We start from the raw sequence: 14,410 nt of genomic DNA, 5'->3' as shown, positions 1-14,410 counted from the left end.
CGTTGAAAGGAGTCGATCATATGCAACGAAAATGGCAAATCGGATTAGCTTCACTTTTCACTGGTTATTACGCAATCAGCTACTATGCTTTCAAACGGATGACTCGAGGGAAACGGAAAACACCGGAGATGTTACTTGCTCCATACACGGAAGAGGACCGTGCTTTCTATCATGATGTCCCATTTGAACACGTCTCCATACAGTCGAGGGACGATTATCGACTCTATGGTCGAATTTATCGGAATGACGCCTCGACGAAATGGATTGTGTTTGTACATGGTTATACCGCTTCACATAGCTTCATGGCGCCTCATCTCGCCATGTTCCATCGTCTCGGATATAACTTGCTTGCTGTCGACTTAAGGTCACACGGGGAATCCGAAGGCGTTTATGCCTCTTACGGATATCATGAAAAAATCGATATGATTGATTGGGTCGAATGGTTGAAAACGAATGAAACAGTCGAACAAATCGGTCTTCACGGAGTCTCGATGGGTGCAGCGACGGTCCTTCAAACGACTCCGCTCACAGACGTCGATTTTGTCATCGCAGAATGTCCGTTTGACGATATGGGGCAATTGATGCGATACCAATTGAAAGAATTGCACCGGATACCGGCAGAGTTCTTCATTCCCGGAATCAATTATTTCTTATGGTCTCGTGCCGGATTCACCATGAAGCAAGTACAACCAAAAAAGGCCGTCACTGAAACGACGACCCCAATCTTATTCGTACACGGCTCAAAAGATGATTTCGTCCCGACGTGGATGTCAGTCGAGATGAACGCGTTGAACCGCCAAAACGATTTGCTCTTGATTGACGGAGCAGAACATACAGATTGTATGATCAAGGACGCCCCTGCATATGAAGATGCGGTCAATCGCTTTTTGCATCGACATGGATTGGTCCAGCAATCAAGTCAAGTAGTACATGCAAGACCATGACCGGCCATAAGACACCCATACCTAAATATAGTAGACCGAGACCGAAACCGACAGTGCCAGTCGTCAAGATTCCTTTGAGGCCTTGATAGGCATGCGCGATGCCAAAGAGTGCTCCACCAATTAGTGCAAGAGTGACGTTCGACCCATCGATATAGAGTGTGATCGTATAAAGTAGAACGCCTCTAAAGATGAACTCTTCGGTCACACCTGCTGTGACCGAGACGGCACTCCACTCCTGTTCCTCTTTCTTCGTTCTAGGCAGAAGAAGCTTTTCTAAATCAAGCTCATAGTAAGGACGTAGGATACCTCGTAGTCGGGATGAGGTCTTGACTAACAAATAAAAAACGAGTGTTACTGTGACGAGAATACATGATAGGAAAAAGACTTGCCACGCCTGTTCGTTGCCTGGTTCTGGCGAAAATGTCAAACCTACTTCCGATGGCGGTACTTGAAATAAAAAAATGAGAGCTACAATCAACAAGGTCAGTCCCCATGCTGATTTAACGGTTTGGTCGTATACCCACGTCCGTCCTTTCGTCTCAATCAATGGACGAATCAGTTTTGCGTTAAAGATTTGGACGACCAACATATACCCAATAATGGTTGTAAAAATCAATCGTTCGAGCATCCATATCCACTCCTGTCCTTCCTCTTAGCTATATGCTACACTATTCGGGTATTGTCTAAAAGCTAGGAGGCGGTATCTTGAAACGTATGATGCTGCGACTGACCGGTTTCATCATTGTACTCGTGCTTTTGCTCGGGGCAATTGGCTGGCTCGGTCAACATGATAAAGTAAACAATGGATTGTATCGAACCTATTACGGCGAACACGGCGTGCCGAACGCTAATCTCGCTGTGTATCAGGACGCCGCGGAGGCATACGACGTGGACTGGCGTCTGCTTGCTGCTGTACATCGCGTCGAAACGATCTTCTCGCACAGTTCTTCGATGCGCTCCTCTGTTGGGGCAATCGGACCATTTCAATTTATGCCCCGCACTTGGCTAGGTTGGGAATATGATACGGATGATCAAAAAGGCGATGTTCCTGAAGACGAAGTCGATCTGACGGATCTAGCTTTAATCGATCAATACGGAGGTCTCGGTCGTGACGGAAATGGCGATGGCAAAGCAGACCCGCATAGTCTTGTTGATTCTGCCCACACGGCGGCGTATTATTTAAGTGAACACGGCGGGAAAAAGACAGATTCAGTCACATCGATACGGAACGCCATCTTCGAGTACAATCGAAGTGAGCAGTATGTCACTGATGTCATGACATACTATGAGAATTATGAATCAAGTGTGACGGTCATCCCGGATGAACGGGACACCTTCAGCCAACATGTCGCCTATTATACGATTCGATACGTCGAGTGGTTTAAGACACTCGGCTGATGCTTACATGAAAAAGTGAGGAATGGAAATGAATACGCATATAGAAGAAGTAACCATCCGCGTAAAAACGATTTTCAACGAAGACAAAACGAAACGTTATTTGCGAACGTATGAGTTCACGGATGTCGAGGATGGAGTGATTTGTGCCGTCATCATCTATTCACCGCGTATGAGCGATGCCTTTTTATCAGGTACGACAACGCAACGTGCTTATATGTTGATGCAAAATCATTTGTCGCAACCGATTCGGGAGATGCGTGTCATCAGTCTCGTGCCAACACTTGCCATCAATGATAATCTTCCATATGTGGAATCGCAGCTCGACGAGACGAATTATCACTATGTCGAAGAGACGTTACAAGAGGTGGAGGCGAGCGGCGGAATGATTATCGTCGGTTGGGGCTCGCCTGGTCGATTAATGCACCATGCGACATCCTATAAATCGCTCTTTGCCGATTACGAGTCCAATATGTACTGTATCGGTACGACTGCTAAAGGCGAACCGCAACAGATTCGTATGGCCAACGAGAACACGGTACTCGAGGCGTTCAACAATGAATCGGTAAAACCAAAGTTTCGGATTGTGAAGGAAACGAAAAAGGAAGATGACTCCATGTGAGTCACCTTCCTTTTTTATATGCCTGCCCAGATGGCGATTCCAAATAACGTGAGTAATACACCTGACCAAACAAAATCACTTGATTTGACCTCAACCTTGTCATAAATCGTTCGTTTTCCACTCGTGAACCCTCTCGCTTCCATCGAAAAGGCGATGCGTTCGGCCCGTCGGATCGAACCTGCCAGGAGTGGCAACAGTAATTTCGGAACGTGCCGAAGGCGTTCCCATTTCGTGTTGAACGGTACACCTCGCAGCTGATGTGCATATTGGAGTTGCTGTAGCTCACGCTGCAACAAAGGGATGAAGCGGAACCCGACAAGGGCACTATAGGCGATTGTTGGCGATAACTTCGCCTGTTGCATCAAACTCATAACGAATCGCTTTGAATCTGTTGTCATCATGAAAAGAAGGGAGAGGACCGTGAACGCCAGGACGCGAAGACTAAGGGCAACGGCGACACGTCTCTCTTCAACTGTGATGTCCTGACCGAGTATAGTCATCCACGTCTCTCCCTCAAGATTTTTCCCAAACACGAGCGTCGTCCAAAACGTACCGATCGCCGTGATGAGAAATGGAATCAAGAACATTCCCCATTTCTTCCACGATACGTCTGTCGCCACAAGTTGAATCAGTAGCGTACCGACAATGATGACGAGCGGGGTCCAAGGGTTGTAAAACAGTGCCAGACCGAACATGATGAGCGTCAATGTCACAAATTTCACTGTCGGATTCATGTCATGGAGTGACATCGTTCTCCCCTCCCTTGCAATCGATAATCAAGGAGCCTCTCTGTGTTCTGCCATAGTTCATCCCCGAACGGTCCCGAAAGTTCCCCGTCCTTCATCAGATAGAATGTATTGGCGATGTTGGCGAACGATAGGTCATGCGTAACGAACAGGATGGTCTGCCCTTGTTCCGCATGCCGCTTCATCAGCGCCTCGAGGGCATGGAGTGACGCTTCGTCCTGACCTGCAGTCGGTTCATCGAATGCAAGCAATTGCTTATTCGATAGCGACTGGATTCCAACTGCGAGCCTCCGTTTTTGACCATGGCTAAGGGATAACGGATGGAGGAATCTCTGATTATGAAGCTCCATGTCAGATAACACGGTCTCAATTGATGTTTCGTGACCAAACTGCAACTCTCGCTCAACGGAGTTCATAAAAAATAGATGTTCTGGTGATTGTGGCACGAGTCCGACCCGATGATCGTGTTCAGTTAAGCTTCTTAAAAATGTCGACTTCCCGCTCCCATTCGGTCCGAGAATGGCAATCACTTCACCAGTCCGGACGTGGAGCATCGTCTCGTTGAGCTGAAACGAATCACGTCTGACCTCTTTAACCTTGTAGCGTTGAATAGCTGAGAGTGACGCGTTCGACTTCACGAATGCAAAATCCTCGACCGGACGGAATGATTCATGCCTAACGACACACCCTCGCTCTAACTCAATATGCCAGTCAAAGTAATCTCCCCATAGATGGGGACGATGCTCCACGACAATGACATTCAGGTCTTTCATCTTGTCGAGCCATTTTACAAATTCTTCTGCGGTCACTGGGTCTAGATGCGTCAATGGTTCATCGAGCAGAAGCCACTGAGGCCTTCCGACTAAAGCGCAAGCGACAGCGATCCGCTGTTTCTGTCCGCCTGACAACGAATCGATTTTGCGGTTTCGATAATCACTCAACTGTAACGATTCGAGGATTTCCGTTACGCGTTGCTCGATGTCTGAGACAGGTGCCGACAAGTTCTCAAGTGTGAAAATCAGTTCTTCTTCCACCCGCTCCATGACAAATTGCGTATCCGGGTCTTGAAACACCGTTCCGACCTGCTGATTGATCTCGCCAGGTGCATAGTCGTCGTATGATCGTCCAAGTAGTTCGAGTCTACCATCAAGGATTCCGTCACAATTCTCCGGATAGAGACGGTTGAATAGCGCGAGAAGCGTCGATTTCCCGCTCCCACTCGCTCCAGATAACATCGTACGACCTTGCCGAACCGATACCGTGACATCCTTAAGAATCGCCTCAGAACTCTCTGGGAATCGAAAATGAAGTGACTCTGTCTCAACCATGGACGTTCCCACTTCGTGAAATCGCATAACCGCGAAGTGATCCTGTCTTCAGCAATAGGTCACTGAGCAACTTCCCACCGATTCCAGCGATGACCATCCCACTGACGGCTCTCAGCCCGAACATCGTCGCCACATAGCCTGGCTCTAACATCGCGAAGCCACTCATGAAATATGTATAGACGAAACTCGTGACAGCCGACCCAAATCCGGCCAGCATGAGAACCCATAGCTCATAACGTCTATAGCCCGTCATCGCAAAGACGGCTTCTGCCCCTAAACCTTGTACGATGCCGACCAAGATGATGCGCGGTCCAATGGCATTGCCAATCAACATCTCAATCGTTGCGGCCATCACTTCTGAGATGAATGCTGCCCCCGGTTTACGAATGATGTATGCCGAGATAATCGATACGATAAACCAGATGCCAAAGATCCACTCGTAGGCGATGGGACCGATCAACCCTGCCCACAAGTTACCGATATGAACGAACAATAAATAGACGACCGCGAAGACAACAGATAATACGGAGACGAGGACGACTTCTTTCAATTTCCACGATTTAAGCATGTCGCCCTCCATGTGACGGACTATTTACGCTGAACGTCACCGTCATGACAACATGTCGGTTCTTTTCGCGCGTCCGCTTAAAGGCCGCCTCGTAGTATGAGAACACGTCATCTAAGTTTCCGTGGATGCCTGATGCATAATGCATCGACTCGTTATAGACACCAGCCTGTTTTGCTTGCTCGATTTCCTCATAGATAAGCTCCATATAATTGTCAGCACCCATCGGATAGAGTGCGAACTGCGAAGACACATACTGGTCTCTTGATGCACTGTTTGATGGTTCGCTCGGAGCCTCGAGTGCCTCGTCTCCCGTCGAATCTCCCGGACAACCGACAGAGAACGTTCCGCTCATCGAGACGTGCTTTCCTTCCTCCGAAGCAAGACTCAACACCGTTCGAGCGACGTCAAACACGTGCTCGACTTGTCCACGGATGACCGTAGACACATCATCCGTATGTCTCCACACACCTGACAGATCCGTTCGTTTTAGTGCACCTTTGATTGTCCCGACAAAATCGTCTGTCATCGGGCTTAGTGTGAATCGAAACCCGACAATCGGACTCGTACCACATGATTCATTCATTCTATTTCCCCCTCTAAATGTGTTTGCATAAAAAAAGCCGCATTCATGAGAATGCAGCAGCAAAATCTATACAAACTTGCATAGAGAAAGTGCCGCACTTCCTCACGCCAGTATTATCTGGATCGAGTTATAAGGGATCGGAGCCATGCTCTCATCTCAGCCGAAGCACCCCTAGTGCAGTCATTAATATGCGGTTACTTATGCAGTCACAGTATAGCGATGTTTCGAAGCTTTGTAAACGGTCAATCTGAATATGTGACGAATTGACCTGTACCAGGGAGCGGGTCATGGAACGAATCCCACGATGCTTCCATCTCCTCATCCGTCAACAAGCAAGCGTCAAGTGACCGCTCGACCGTCTCACGGTCCATTCGTTGACCGATGAGGACCAATTCGTTCTGTCGGTCTCCGTACGGTTCGATGTAGTCTTCGCGCAGTTCCGGTTCGGTTGCAAACATAGCCTCTCGTTCGCTCTCCGGAAGTGTCGCTAACCAACGCCCCGCATGTTCGAGCGTTGATGCATACCCAGCTTGTGAAAACAGACAAGCAAGGTCGTTTCGTGTCGCAATCCACAAGAAACCTTTGGCACGAACGATTTCTTCAGGGTAATGTTCCATCCAATTCATCAAACGCTCAGGATGGAATGGTCGACGCCGACGGTAAACGAACGAGCTGATGCCATACTCTTCCGTTTCCGGCGTATGTTCTTCCGACTCGAGTTCTTGAATCCAACCTGCAGCGCGCATCGCTTGGTCAAAATTGAACAACCGGACGTCAAGCAGGTCATCTAACGCCACATTCGAGTAGGTCGACGTCAACAACTTAGCACTCGGATTGAGCGTTTTCAGTAAGCCCTTCATTTCCTGCAGTTCTTCTTCAGATACCCTGTCCGCCTTGTTCAATACGATGATGTCCGCAAACTCGACTTGGTCGACGAGAAGGTCGACGACTTCACGTACGTCACCTGTATCGACGGCTTGTTGGCGTTCCATAAGCGATTCACCGGAATTGAAATCTTTGAAGAAGCGGTACGCATCAACGACCGTGACCATCGCATCGATATAGACACGGCTCGTCAAATCGATTCCGAGCGCGTCATCGGCATACGTGAACGTCTGCGCAACAGGAATCGGCTCAGAGATACCAGAAGACTCGATGATGATGCCGTCGAGCTCACGATCTTTCGTTAATTCATAGACGGCTGTCAACAAATCTTCGCGAAGCGTGCAACAGATACATCCGTTCGAAAGTTCGACTAATTTTTCATCGGTCCGGGAGAATCCTCCCTGCTCGATCAACTTCTCATCGATATTCAGTTCACTCATATCGTTCACGATGACGGCATATTTCTTGTGATCCCGGTTATGTAAGATGTGGTTAAGCAGCGTCGTCTTGCCGCTACCAAGATACCCCGAGAGTACCGTAATTGGAATTCGTTTCATGATATATCCTCCATTTAAATCGTAATGATTACTCTTTATATAATGGAATGGGAACATCTTTTTGTCAACAAAAAAACACGTCCAACGACGTGTTTTTGAATATGTGGGAATTTATTCTTCAAGTGCCCTTCTTTCGGCTTCCGAGCGCGGATAAGCGTTCGCCTGCCATTCAGCCCGATAAATCGAGTCGAGTTGAGTCAATCCGACTTCATCCTCATCTTTGTCTGAATCGACGCTCGGCACCTCATCCCACTTCGGGTCGAGGTACGAATGATCTTCTTCACGCGCTCGGTTTTCTTGGATCTTTTGAATCCCCATCTTAACTGCTGCAGCAACTGCCAACCCAATACCTGCTCGAACCAACAGTCGTTTCACCATCGTATTTCCTCCTCAGCGACCGAAACGATACAATGGCATCCCTTTCACTTCTGTGTCGATAATAAATACCGATCCCGCATCCGGATATTCGGCAAGCGCCTCCTCATCCATTCCTTCACGAGCCGTCGTGATGGCTAATCGATTCAGCCCATCCCCGATAAAGGCGCATGAAGTGACATTCGGCGCAGGAACATGCACTTCCAATAATTTTTTACCTGTCGATGGGTCCCAACGTGACACTCGTCCACCAGCATAATGTGCAATCCATAAACATCCTTCCGTATCTGATGTCATACCATCCGGGAAGCCATCCTCGTCCGCGAAATCGATGACGACCTTTCCATTTGATAACGTACCTGACTTCAAATCAAAATCATATTTCCGAATTTTTTCAGTCGGTGTATCGATATGATAAAAAACGGAATGGTCAGGCGACCATGTCAACCCGTTCGAAAGTGTCAATTCATCCATGAGTGATGTTGTCGTTCCATCTCGATCGACTCGATACAATGTCGCTTGGTTTTCTTCATCCTCAAGATGGAGCGTACCTGCAAAAATACGACCATATGGATCAGCTTTCCCATCATTGAAACGTAATCGACCATCAGGGTCATCCAACTCGACAATCTTATTTAGGTCTCGATTAATTTCATCCCATTCATAGATTCCATCTTTCAATCCAAGGACGACACCGTCTGTCACTTTTGGAATGACAAAACCGACCTGTTTTCCGACCTCGAATGAAGAAATCTCGTCTTCTCGCTCGTCATACCACCATAACGTATGACCTTCGATATCTACCCAATAAAAACGCTTTAACTCAGCATCCCAACAAGGACCTTCACCAAGCGTATTTCGTACCCGAATCCATAACGACGCATCTACTCTCTTCATTACTTAGCCTCCACTCTATCCATTAGTTCAGAAATCTATTCCCTTCTCCCATCTCGACTATGCATGAATTCAGAAAATCGTGATGGATTTTCACCGTCGTCCGTTCGATTTGCTATAGTGAAAGAAAAGTAGAGAGGAAGTGAATGTCTTGTCTAAATGGGATGAACGATTTAGCTCGGAGGCTTATGTGTATGGAACAGAGCCGAACGAGTTTTTACGCGAATGGATCACGTCTCATCAAATTGAAGGAAAACATGTATTGGCCATCGCTGAGGGGGAAGGGCGAAACGCAGTCTGGCTCGCCACGCTCGGCTTCGACGTCGAGATGTGGGACGCTTCGAAAGTAGGACTCGAAAAAGCGAAGCGCTTGGCGACTTCACGAAGCGTCTCCCTTCAGACGAAGCAGATTGACTTGAATGAAGCGGTCTGGTCGCAAGAAACGTATGACCTAGTTATCTGCATCTTCGGCCACTTTCCTCCACATGTCAGAGAAAAGGTGCTCGCCGGTATTCAAAAAACACTACGACCTGGTGGCGTATTCCTGACTGAAGTGTACTCTACACATCAACTCGCATACGGGACAGGTGGACCAAAAGACCTCTCACTTCTATACACCGAAGAGATGTTCCACCAACTCGAAGACAATTTCATTCCTCTCGTCTTAAACGAGAATGTCGTATGGCGAGAAGAAGGAACACTGCATCACGGCGAATCAGCTGTGATTCAATATGTCGGACAAAAACGATAAGCGAATGGCCTCCCCGAAAAATTCGGAGAGGCCATTTGATTACTTCGCGCCTTCGACGTTCATATGCTTACTGCGGAGCTGACCGCAAGCTGCATCGATGTCTGTGCCATGTTCGAGACGGACACCCGTATTGACGCCACGCTTTTTCAAGATATCATAAAACGCCATGATATCTTCCGGTGTGCTTCGCTCATATTGAATATGCTCGTTGACCGGATTGTACGGAATCAAGTTGATGTAAGACTTGTCCTTGATGTCTTCAATCAAGTCCGCAAGTTCTTCCGCGTGTTCTGGTAAATCGTTCACTTTCGAGAGCAGGATATACTCGAATGTGATTCGCTTATTCGTCTTCTCGACGTAATAGCGAATCGACGGCATGAGTTTATCAAGCGGGAACGCCCGGTTGATTTTCATGATGCGTGTACGTAATTCATCGTTTGGCGCATGCAGAGATAGCGCCAAATTGATGCGTAAGTCGAGGTCCGCAAACTTATAGATCTTGTCCGCAAGACCACTCGTCGACACGTTGATTTTACGTGGGGCGATTGCAAGACCACGCTCATCTTTGACGACGCGCAAGAAGTCGACCAAGTTATCGAAGTTGTCAAACGGTTCACCGATTCCCATAACGACGATATGACTGACACGGTCCCCTTCTCCTTCTCCATCGAGGAAATGTTGGACAGTCATGATCTGCTCGACGACCTCACCAGCCGTCAAATCACGTGTCTTTTTCAACAAGCCGCTCGCACAGAAGCTGCAGCCGATGTTACAACCGACCTGTGTCGTCACACAGACCGAGCGACCATATTTATGACGCATGAGCACCGTCTCGATATAGTGACCATCATGCAATTTAAGTAAGAATTTGACCGTTCCATCGCCCGCTTCTTGTTTGACGAACAGTTCTTGTGTCGAGATGACATATTTCTCAGTTAAGTAATCGCGTACTTCGTCACGGACGTTCAGCGCGTCCATCGATTTGACTCGATCGATGTAGAGCGAGTCCCAGACTTGACGTGCGTGGAAGGCACCATATCCTGCTTCCGTGCACTCGTTTGTGAGCTGATCGAACGTCAACCCGTATATAGATGATTTCATTCTAACCTGTCCTTTCTCTAATCCGCATACGTACCATTGTAGCGGACGTCAGAGACGGGTGCAACTTACGAATAATCTGGAGGCGTCGGTCGTGTGATGAACTGTTCGAACGCATAAGCGACACGAATCAAATCTCGTTCCGCAAAGCTCGTTCCCGTGAACGATAGACCGAACGGGGCCCCACTCTCTTTTCGTTTATAAGGGATCGTGATTGTCGGGTGTCCTGCTTTCGCAGCCATGTCATAGTTCATGTCATGTGGCAGGACGATTGCGTCCAGTTTTTGCCCTTTTAATAGCTCATCCATTCCGTCCACTTTTGCGAAATGAACATCATCAATCCGACGGTCGAGATAACTAGCTTCGATGAGACGCCCTGAACGTGCATCTGACTGTTCAAAGATGGTCTGCCCGTGCGGAATCGATTCGGGGTGGTCCGCGTTCCATTCGATCAAGTCGGAAAGCGTCTTAAATGGCACAGTTGTGTTCGCAAGGTACGCCTCAATCCCAAGCTTGAATTCATCAAACAAAATATCTGCCTGTTCTAATGCATCGTGTTTCGGTAACGTGATCTCGACGAGTTCAACCTCGGCTTGACGCAACAATCGAAGTGCCTGTTCATACAAACCGACTTCTTCGTCTGAAATAGTTGGCTTGATAAATCCGACACGCATCCCGACCGCTTGACGGACATCGAGACATGTCACATAAGGCGGTCCGACTGGAGTTTCCCATGTCGCAGGATCAGCCGAATCTTCACCACACATGGTCTGCAAGGCAACGACCGCATCACGAAGGGTACGCGCCATCGGTCCAGCCGTATCCTGAGAACGTGAGATTGGAATGATTCCTGAACGACTGATCAAGCCGACGGTCGGCTTGATTCCGACGATACTATTATGCACACTCGGGTGTACAATCGAGCCGCTCGTCTCAGATCCAACGGCAAGTAGTGTCAAGTTCGCCGCAACCGCCGAAGCCGATCCAGAACTCGATCCCCCGACATCTAATTGGTTGCCATAAGGGTTCTTCGTTTGTCCGCCAACAGCACTCCAACCATTCGGCATATCTTCCGTTAAAAAGTTCGCCCACTCGGACAGGTTCGCTTTTCCGAGAATGATTGCCCCGTCAGCTCGCAATCGTTTCACGAGCTCGGCATCTCGACCTGCAAAATGATGTCGCATGGCGGCGGCACCTGCTGTCGTACGCATCAGACCGGCTGTCTCGATATTGTCCTTAATTAAGACGGGGATGCCGAGGAGTGGTTTGCGTACTCCTTTTTTATAGGCCCGGTCTGCCGCCTCTGCCTCGAACAGGGCGTCCGGATTCACCTGGATGACGGCATGAAGTCGCTCATTATATGCAGCAATCCTTCTAAGATAATACGCTGTTATGTCTCGTACCGTGAATTGTCCTTCTTTATATCCACGATGTGCACGTTCAATCGTCAGTTCATGTAATTGGATTTGTTCCATCCTACATTCCTCCTTTATCTCTCCCACTTTATTCGTGCTCTATGCCTGATTTCCTTTTCGTATCGCCAAGTCGATGTGTTCTTGTTACACTTAAGAAAAAACAGGAGGTTCCTATGACACGCTCCTACATATTCGTGCTACTCGCTGTCTTCGGTCTATTTTTCTTGCAGTTATACGGAGAAAATGTGCCCTATGGTCCGTTCATTTCAATCGGGTTGATTGGATTCATCATCGTCTTGACGATTTTTCAGCTGAAGCGAAAACCGAATCATTGACGAAAGTATTTTGAGGGTGGTATGATGCTCTCACCAACTACATATCGATATCAAGAGTGAACGAGAGATCTGGCTCCATGACTTCACAGCAACCTGCCACAGGCAAGGTGCTACGACCAGCAAGGGAAACCTTGGACGATATGACGAGAGCGCTCATGTCATCCGACGTGAGCGCTTTTTTGTTGAAATACGATTTGGAGGGAACGACAAGATGGAAAAAGCAACATTTGCAGGTGGCTGTTTTTGGTGCATGGTAACACCTTTTGAAGAACTACCAGGGATTGAAGGAATCGTATCCGGCTATATGGGCGGAGAGGTCGACAATCCGACGTATGAAGAAGTCAAAACGGGAACGACTGGTCATTTAGAAGTCGTTCAAATCACATATGACCCATCTCTGTTCTCATATGAGCGTCTCCTCGAGCTATATTGGATTCAGACCGACCCGACCGATGACGGTGGTCAATTTCAAGACCGTGGGCCTCAGTATGCCCCAGCCATCTTCTATCACACGGAGGAACAACGAATCGCGGCTGAGGCGAGTCGCGATGTGTTAGCTGCAAGTGGTCGTTTCACCGCACCGATTGTCACAAAAATCACTCCGGCGACGACATTCTTCGAAGCGGAAGAGTATCACCAGGATTACCACAAAAAGAATCCAAAACACTATAAAGAAGACCGGGCCATCTCGGGACGTGACGAGTTCATTGAGGAGAACTGGACCGAAACCGTATAACGGTCATCAGGCGCGAATGTTAGCATTCGCGTCTTTTTATAAGCCCAATAATCGGGAAAAGGCTAATAATGGTTCATACATCCGAAAAGGAGGACTCATACATGAATACAAGTACGAAACTCATCATCGGTGTGATCGGCATAGCCGTGATCGCCGTCGCCTGGTGGCTCATCTCACCGCTTTTCTTGACAGAGACAGTCGATGAAGGATTACCACCGACAGCTGTTGAGACGCCTGCTCCAGAAGAAGAGACAGAGGAAAAGACACCGGAAGCACAACCGAGTCAAACCGAAGTAGCGGGTGTGTTCATGGACGGGGAGAAAAATTATGAGACAACCGGCACGATTCGCTCCGTCGAGGCAGAAGACGGGACGTATCTTCGATTTGAAGAGTTCGAGACGACAAACGGACCTGATTTATTCGTCTATTTGATGAAACCCGGACAAGAGACGACCGAAGGGATTCGACTTGGAGCACTTAAAGGGAATACAGGAAACCAAAACTATTTAGTTCCGGCAGATATCGATCTGTCAGAATATAGCACCGTAGTGATTTGGTGCCGTGCTTTTAGTGCGACGTTCGGGACTGGAGAACTGGCTGTAACGAGTGAATGAATTGACTGAAGGGTGGCTGAACAAATTGGCCACCCTCTTTTCAATTGAAATTGCCTAAAAAATAAAGACCAATCATCCAACATTAATTGAGAACATGCTATCATATATGTAAATAAGTGTAATTCAATTGAGGAGGTACGATTATGGAGCAGACATTCTCACAACCATACAAACACTACTTTTGGAAACGTTTCTTACTTTTCTTCATTCCATTGATGATGGTCGGTATATTATCCGAACCGATGATTATTCAAAATCCATTTGAAAAGCTCGAAGACTATGGAGAATTTGTGTTTTTCTTGGCAATTTATATCCTTGTACTCGGTGGATGGGCGGCGTTTATAACGTCGATGATGTGGCGTATTAGACAACGCAAGTTGAAAAAAGAGGAGAATGAGTGAACTACTCGCCACTTATTTGCTTTGCAAATTGAAGTGGGAGCTTCTTGGGAAGACCGTGCTCTTATTAGCCACGGTTGTTTACCAAGCTCGTCGGGTGGTTCCCACCCTGAAGGATTGTCAGTCGGCCAACATCAATAGGTTGATGCTCGCGTTGATGTCACGG

18 protein-coding genes and 2 riboswitches are annotated in these 14,410 nt (G+C 47.8%); of the genes, 8 read left to right on the top strand and 10 right to left on the bottom strand.

The features are described from left to right. The first annotated feature begins 20 nt into the window (after positions 1-20). Positions 21-944: an alpha/beta hydrolase gene (locus KNO99_RS12075; RefSeq protein WP_214748936.1), complete on the top strand. Its 924-nt coding sequence runs from the start codon at positions 21-23 to the stop codon at positions 942-944. Here KNO99_RS12075 and KNO99_RS12070 read toward each other — a convergent pair. Next, positions 877-1,572, bottom strand: coding sequence for a CPBP family intramembrane glutamic endopeptidase (locus tag KNO99_RS12070; protein WP_214748933.1), 696 nt, complete (start codon positions 1,570-1,572; stop codon positions 877-879). The two genes, KNO99_RS12075 and KNO99_RS12070, sit on opposite strands and share 68 nt — an antisense overlap. Before the next feature lie 86 nt (positions 1,573-1,658). Here KNO99_RS12070 and KNO99_RS12065 point away from each other — a divergent pair, with 86 nt between their 5' ends. Beyond that, positions 1,659-2,342: a lytic transglycosylase domain-containing protein gene (locus KNO99_RS12065; RefSeq protein WP_251129845.1), complete on the top strand. Its 684-nt coding sequence runs from the start codon at positions 1,659-1,661 to the stop codon at positions 2,340-2,342. 28 nt (positions 2,343-2,370) lie between these two features. Then, on the top strand, positions 2,371-2,961 hold the full coding sequence (locus KNO99_RS12060) for a DUF1643 domain-containing protein (protein WP_214748927.1): 591 nt from the start codon (positions 2,371-2,373) through the stop codon (positions 2,959-2,961). A gap of 14 nt (positions 2,962-2,975) precedes the next feature. Here KNO99_RS12060 and KNO99_RS12055 read toward each other — a convergent pair whose 3' ends face one another. From KNO99_RS12055 to KNO99_RS12025, 7 genes are all read right to left on the bottom strand, one after another. Continuing rightward, positions 2,976-3,710: an energy-coupling factor transporter transmembrane component T family protein gene (locus KNO99_RS12055; RefSeq protein ID WP_214748924.1), complete on the bottom strand. Its 735-nt coding sequence runs from the start codon at positions 3,708-3,710 to the stop codon at positions 2,976-2,978. Next, positions 3,692-5,035, bottom strand: a complete 1,344-nt coding sequence (locus KNO99_RS12050; protein WP_214748921.1) for an ABC transporter ATP-binding protein — start codon at positions 5,033-5,035, stop codon at positions 3,692-3,694. The genes KNO99_RS12055 and KNO99_RS12050 overlap by 19 nt, the downstream gene beginning before the upstream one ends. Continuing rightward, a complete protein-coding gene (locus KNO99_RS12045) occupies positions 5,028-5,603 on the bottom strand; it encodes an ECF transporter S component (protein ID WP_074034359.1) in 576 nt (191 codons plus the stop codon). Before KNO99_RS12045 ends, KNO99_RS12050 begins: the two co-directional genes overlap by 8 nt. Continuing rightward, positions 5,596-6,186 (bottom strand): Ykof family thiamine-binding protein, encoded by a 591-nt coding sequence (locus tag KNO99_RS12040; protein ID WP_214748917.1) that lies wholly within the window; start codon positions 6,184-6,186, stop codon positions 5,596-5,598. The genes KNO99_RS12045 and KNO99_RS12040 overlap by 8 nt, the downstream gene beginning before the upstream one ends. A gap of 82 nt (positions 6,187-6,268) precedes the next feature. Continuing rightward, a riboswitch (TPP riboswitch) is annotated at positions 6,269-6,369 on the bottom strand. Between the two features lie 59 nt (positions 6,370-6,428). Next, a complete protein-coding gene (locus tag KNO99_RS12035) occupies positions 6,429-7,628 on the bottom strand; it encodes a GTP-binding protein (RefSeq protein WP_214748914.1) in 1,200 nt (399 codons plus the stop codon). 111 nt (positions 7,629-7,739) lie between these two features. Next, entirely contained in the window at positions 7,740-8,006 is a 267-nt protein-coding gene (locus KNO99_RS12030) for a hypothetical protein (protein WP_214748911.1), read from the bottom strand. A gap of 12 nt (positions 8,007-8,018) precedes the next feature. Next, complete coding sequence (locus KNO99_RS12025) at positions 8,019-8,900, bottom strand: SMP-30/gluconolactonase/LRE family protein (RefSeq protein WP_214748907.1); 882 nt, start codon at positions 8,898-8,900, stop codon at positions 8,019-8,021. A 148-nt stretch (positions 8,901-9,048) separates the two neighbouring features. On the opposite strand from KNO99_RS12025, the gene KNO99_RS12020 reads away from it, so the two are divergent. Next, complete coding sequence (locus KNO99_RS12020; protein ID WP_214748904.1) at positions 9,049-9,648, top strand: class I SAM-dependent methyltransferase; 600 nt, start codon at positions 9,049-9,051, stop codon at positions 9,646-9,648. Positions 9,649-9,687: 39 nt separating this feature from the next. Here the strand turns inward: KNO99_RS12020 and rlmN are convergent, their stop codons facing one another. Both rlmN and KNO99_RS12010 read right to left on the bottom strand, forming a co-directional pair. After that, complete coding sequence (gene rlmN, locus KNO99_RS12015) at positions 9,688-10,749, bottom strand: dual-specificity RNA methyltransferase RlmN (protein WP_214692573.1); 1,062 nt, start codon at positions 10,747-10,749, stop codon at positions 9,688-9,690. Between the two features lie 65 nt (positions 10,750-10,814). Next, positions 10,815-12,221 carry an amidase family protein gene (locus KNO99_RS12010; protein WP_214748902.1) on the bottom strand — a complete coding sequence of 469 codons (1,407 nt, stop codon included), beginning with the start codon at positions 12,219-12,221 and terminating at the stop codon, positions 10,815-10,817. Positions 12,222-12,334: 113 nt separating this feature from the next. Here KNO99_RS12010 and KNO99_RS12005 point away from each other — a divergent pair, with 113 nt between their 5' ends. From KNO99_RS12005 to KNO99_RS11990, 4 genes are all read left to right on the top strand, one after another. After that, positions 12,335-12,496 (top strand): hypothetical protein, encoded by a 162-nt coding sequence (locus tag KNO99_RS12005; protein ID WP_214692576.1) that lies wholly within the window; start codon positions 12,335-12,337, stop codon positions 12,494-12,496. A 44-nt stretch (positions 12,497-12,540) separates the two neighbouring features. After that, positions 12,541-12,640: riboswitch (SAM riboswitch) on the top strand. 67 nt (positions 12,641-12,707) lie between these two features. After that, entirely contained in the window at positions 12,708-13,232 is a 525-nt protein-coding gene (gene msrA, locus KNO99_RS12000; RefSeq protein ID WP_214748899.1) for a peptide-methionine (S)-S-oxide reductase MsrA, read from the top strand. 101 nt (positions 13,233-13,333) lie between these two features. Further along, a complete protein-coding gene (locus KNO99_RS11995; RefSeq protein ID WP_214748896.1) occupies positions 13,334-13,846 on the top strand; it encodes a DM13 domain-containing protein in 513 nt (170 codons plus the stop codon). 143 nt (positions 13,847-13,989) lie between these two features. Then, on the top strand, positions 13,990-14,247 hold the full coding sequence (locus KNO99_RS11990; protein ID WP_214748894.1) for a hypothetical protein: 258 nt from the start codon (positions 13,990-13,992) through the stop codon (positions 14,245-14,247). Positions 14,248-14,410 lie beyond the last annotated feature (163 nt).

This window comes from Exiguobacterium sp. s189, from assembly GCF_018617615.1.
GTDB lineage: Bacteria > Bacillota > Bacilli > Exiguobacteriales > Exiguobacteriaceae > Exiguobacterium > Exiguobacterium aestuarii_A.
The sequence above is the reverse complement of the archived record's forward strand: the minus strand, read 5'-3'. Positions and strand labels throughout refer to the sequence as shown.

Excerpts from the sequence above, each read along its gene's own strand:
- KNO99_RS12075 (WP_214748936.1), top strand. The coding sequence starts at position 21 with ATGCAACGAAAATGGCAAATCGGATTAGCTTCACTTTTCACTGGTTAT.
- KNO99_RS12070 (WP_214748933.1), bottom strand. The coding sequence starts at position 1,572 with ATGCTCGAACGATTGATTTTTACAACCATTATTGGGTATATGTTGGTC.
- KNO99_RS12065 (WP_251129845.1), top strand. The coding sequence starts at position 1,659 with ATGATGCTGCGACTGACCGGTTTCATCATTGTACTCGTGCTTTTGCTC.
- KNO99_RS12060 (WP_214748927.1), top strand. The coding sequence starts at position 2,371 with ATGAATACGCATATAGAAGAAGTAACCATCCGCGTAAAAACGATTTTC.
- KNO99_RS12055 (WP_214748924.1), bottom strand. The coding sequence starts at position 3,710 with ATGTCACTCCATGACATGAATCCGACAGTGAAATTTGTGACATTGACG.
- KNO99_RS12050 (WP_214748921.1), bottom strand. The coding sequence starts at position 5,035 with ATGGTTGAGACAGAGTCACTTCATTTTCGATTCCCAGAGAGTTCTGAG.
- KNO99_RS12045 (WP_074034359.1), bottom strand. The coding sequence starts at position 5,603 with ATGCTTAAATCGTGGAAATTGAAAGAAGTCGTCCTCGTCTCCGTATTA.
- KNO99_RS12040 (WP_214748917.1), bottom strand. The coding sequence starts at position 6,186 with ATGAATGAATCATGTGGTACGAGTCCGATTGTCGGGTTTCGATTCACA.
- KNO99_RS12035 (WP_214748914.1), bottom strand. The coding sequence starts at position 7,628 with ATGAAACGAATTCCAATTACGGTACTCTCGGGGTATCTTGGTAGCGGC.
- KNO99_RS12030 (WP_214748911.1), bottom strand. The coding sequence starts at position 8,006 with ATGGTGAAACGACTGTTGGTTCGAGCAGGTATTGGGTTGGCAGTTGCT.
- KNO99_RS12025 (WP_214748907.1), bottom strand. The coding sequence starts at position 8,900 with ATGAAGAGAGTAGATGCGTCGTTATGGATTCGGGTACGAAATACGCTT.
- rlmN (WP_214692573.1), bottom strand. The coding sequence starts at position 10,749 with ATGAAATCATCTATATACGGGTTGACGTTCGATCAGCTCACAAACGAG.
- KNO99_RS12010 (WP_214748902.1), bottom strand. The coding sequence starts at position 12,221 with ATGGAACAAATCCAATTACATGAACTGACGATTGAACGTGCACATCGT.
- KNO99_RS12005 (WP_214692576.1), top strand. The coding sequence starts at position 12,335 with ATGACACGCTCCTACATATTCGTGCTACTCGCTGTCTTCGGTCTATTT.
- msrA (WP_214748899.1), top strand. The coding sequence starts at position 12,708 with ATGGAAAAAGCAACATTTGCAGGTGGCTGTTTTTGGTGCATGGTAACA.
- KNO99_RS11995 (WP_214748896.1), top strand. The coding sequence starts at position 13,334 with ATGAATACAAGTACGAAACTCATCATCGGTGTGATCGGCATAGCCGTG.
- KNO99_RS11990 (WP_214748894.1), top strand. The coding sequence starts at position 13,990 with ATGGAGCAGACATTCTCACAACCATACAAACACTACTTTTGGAAACGT.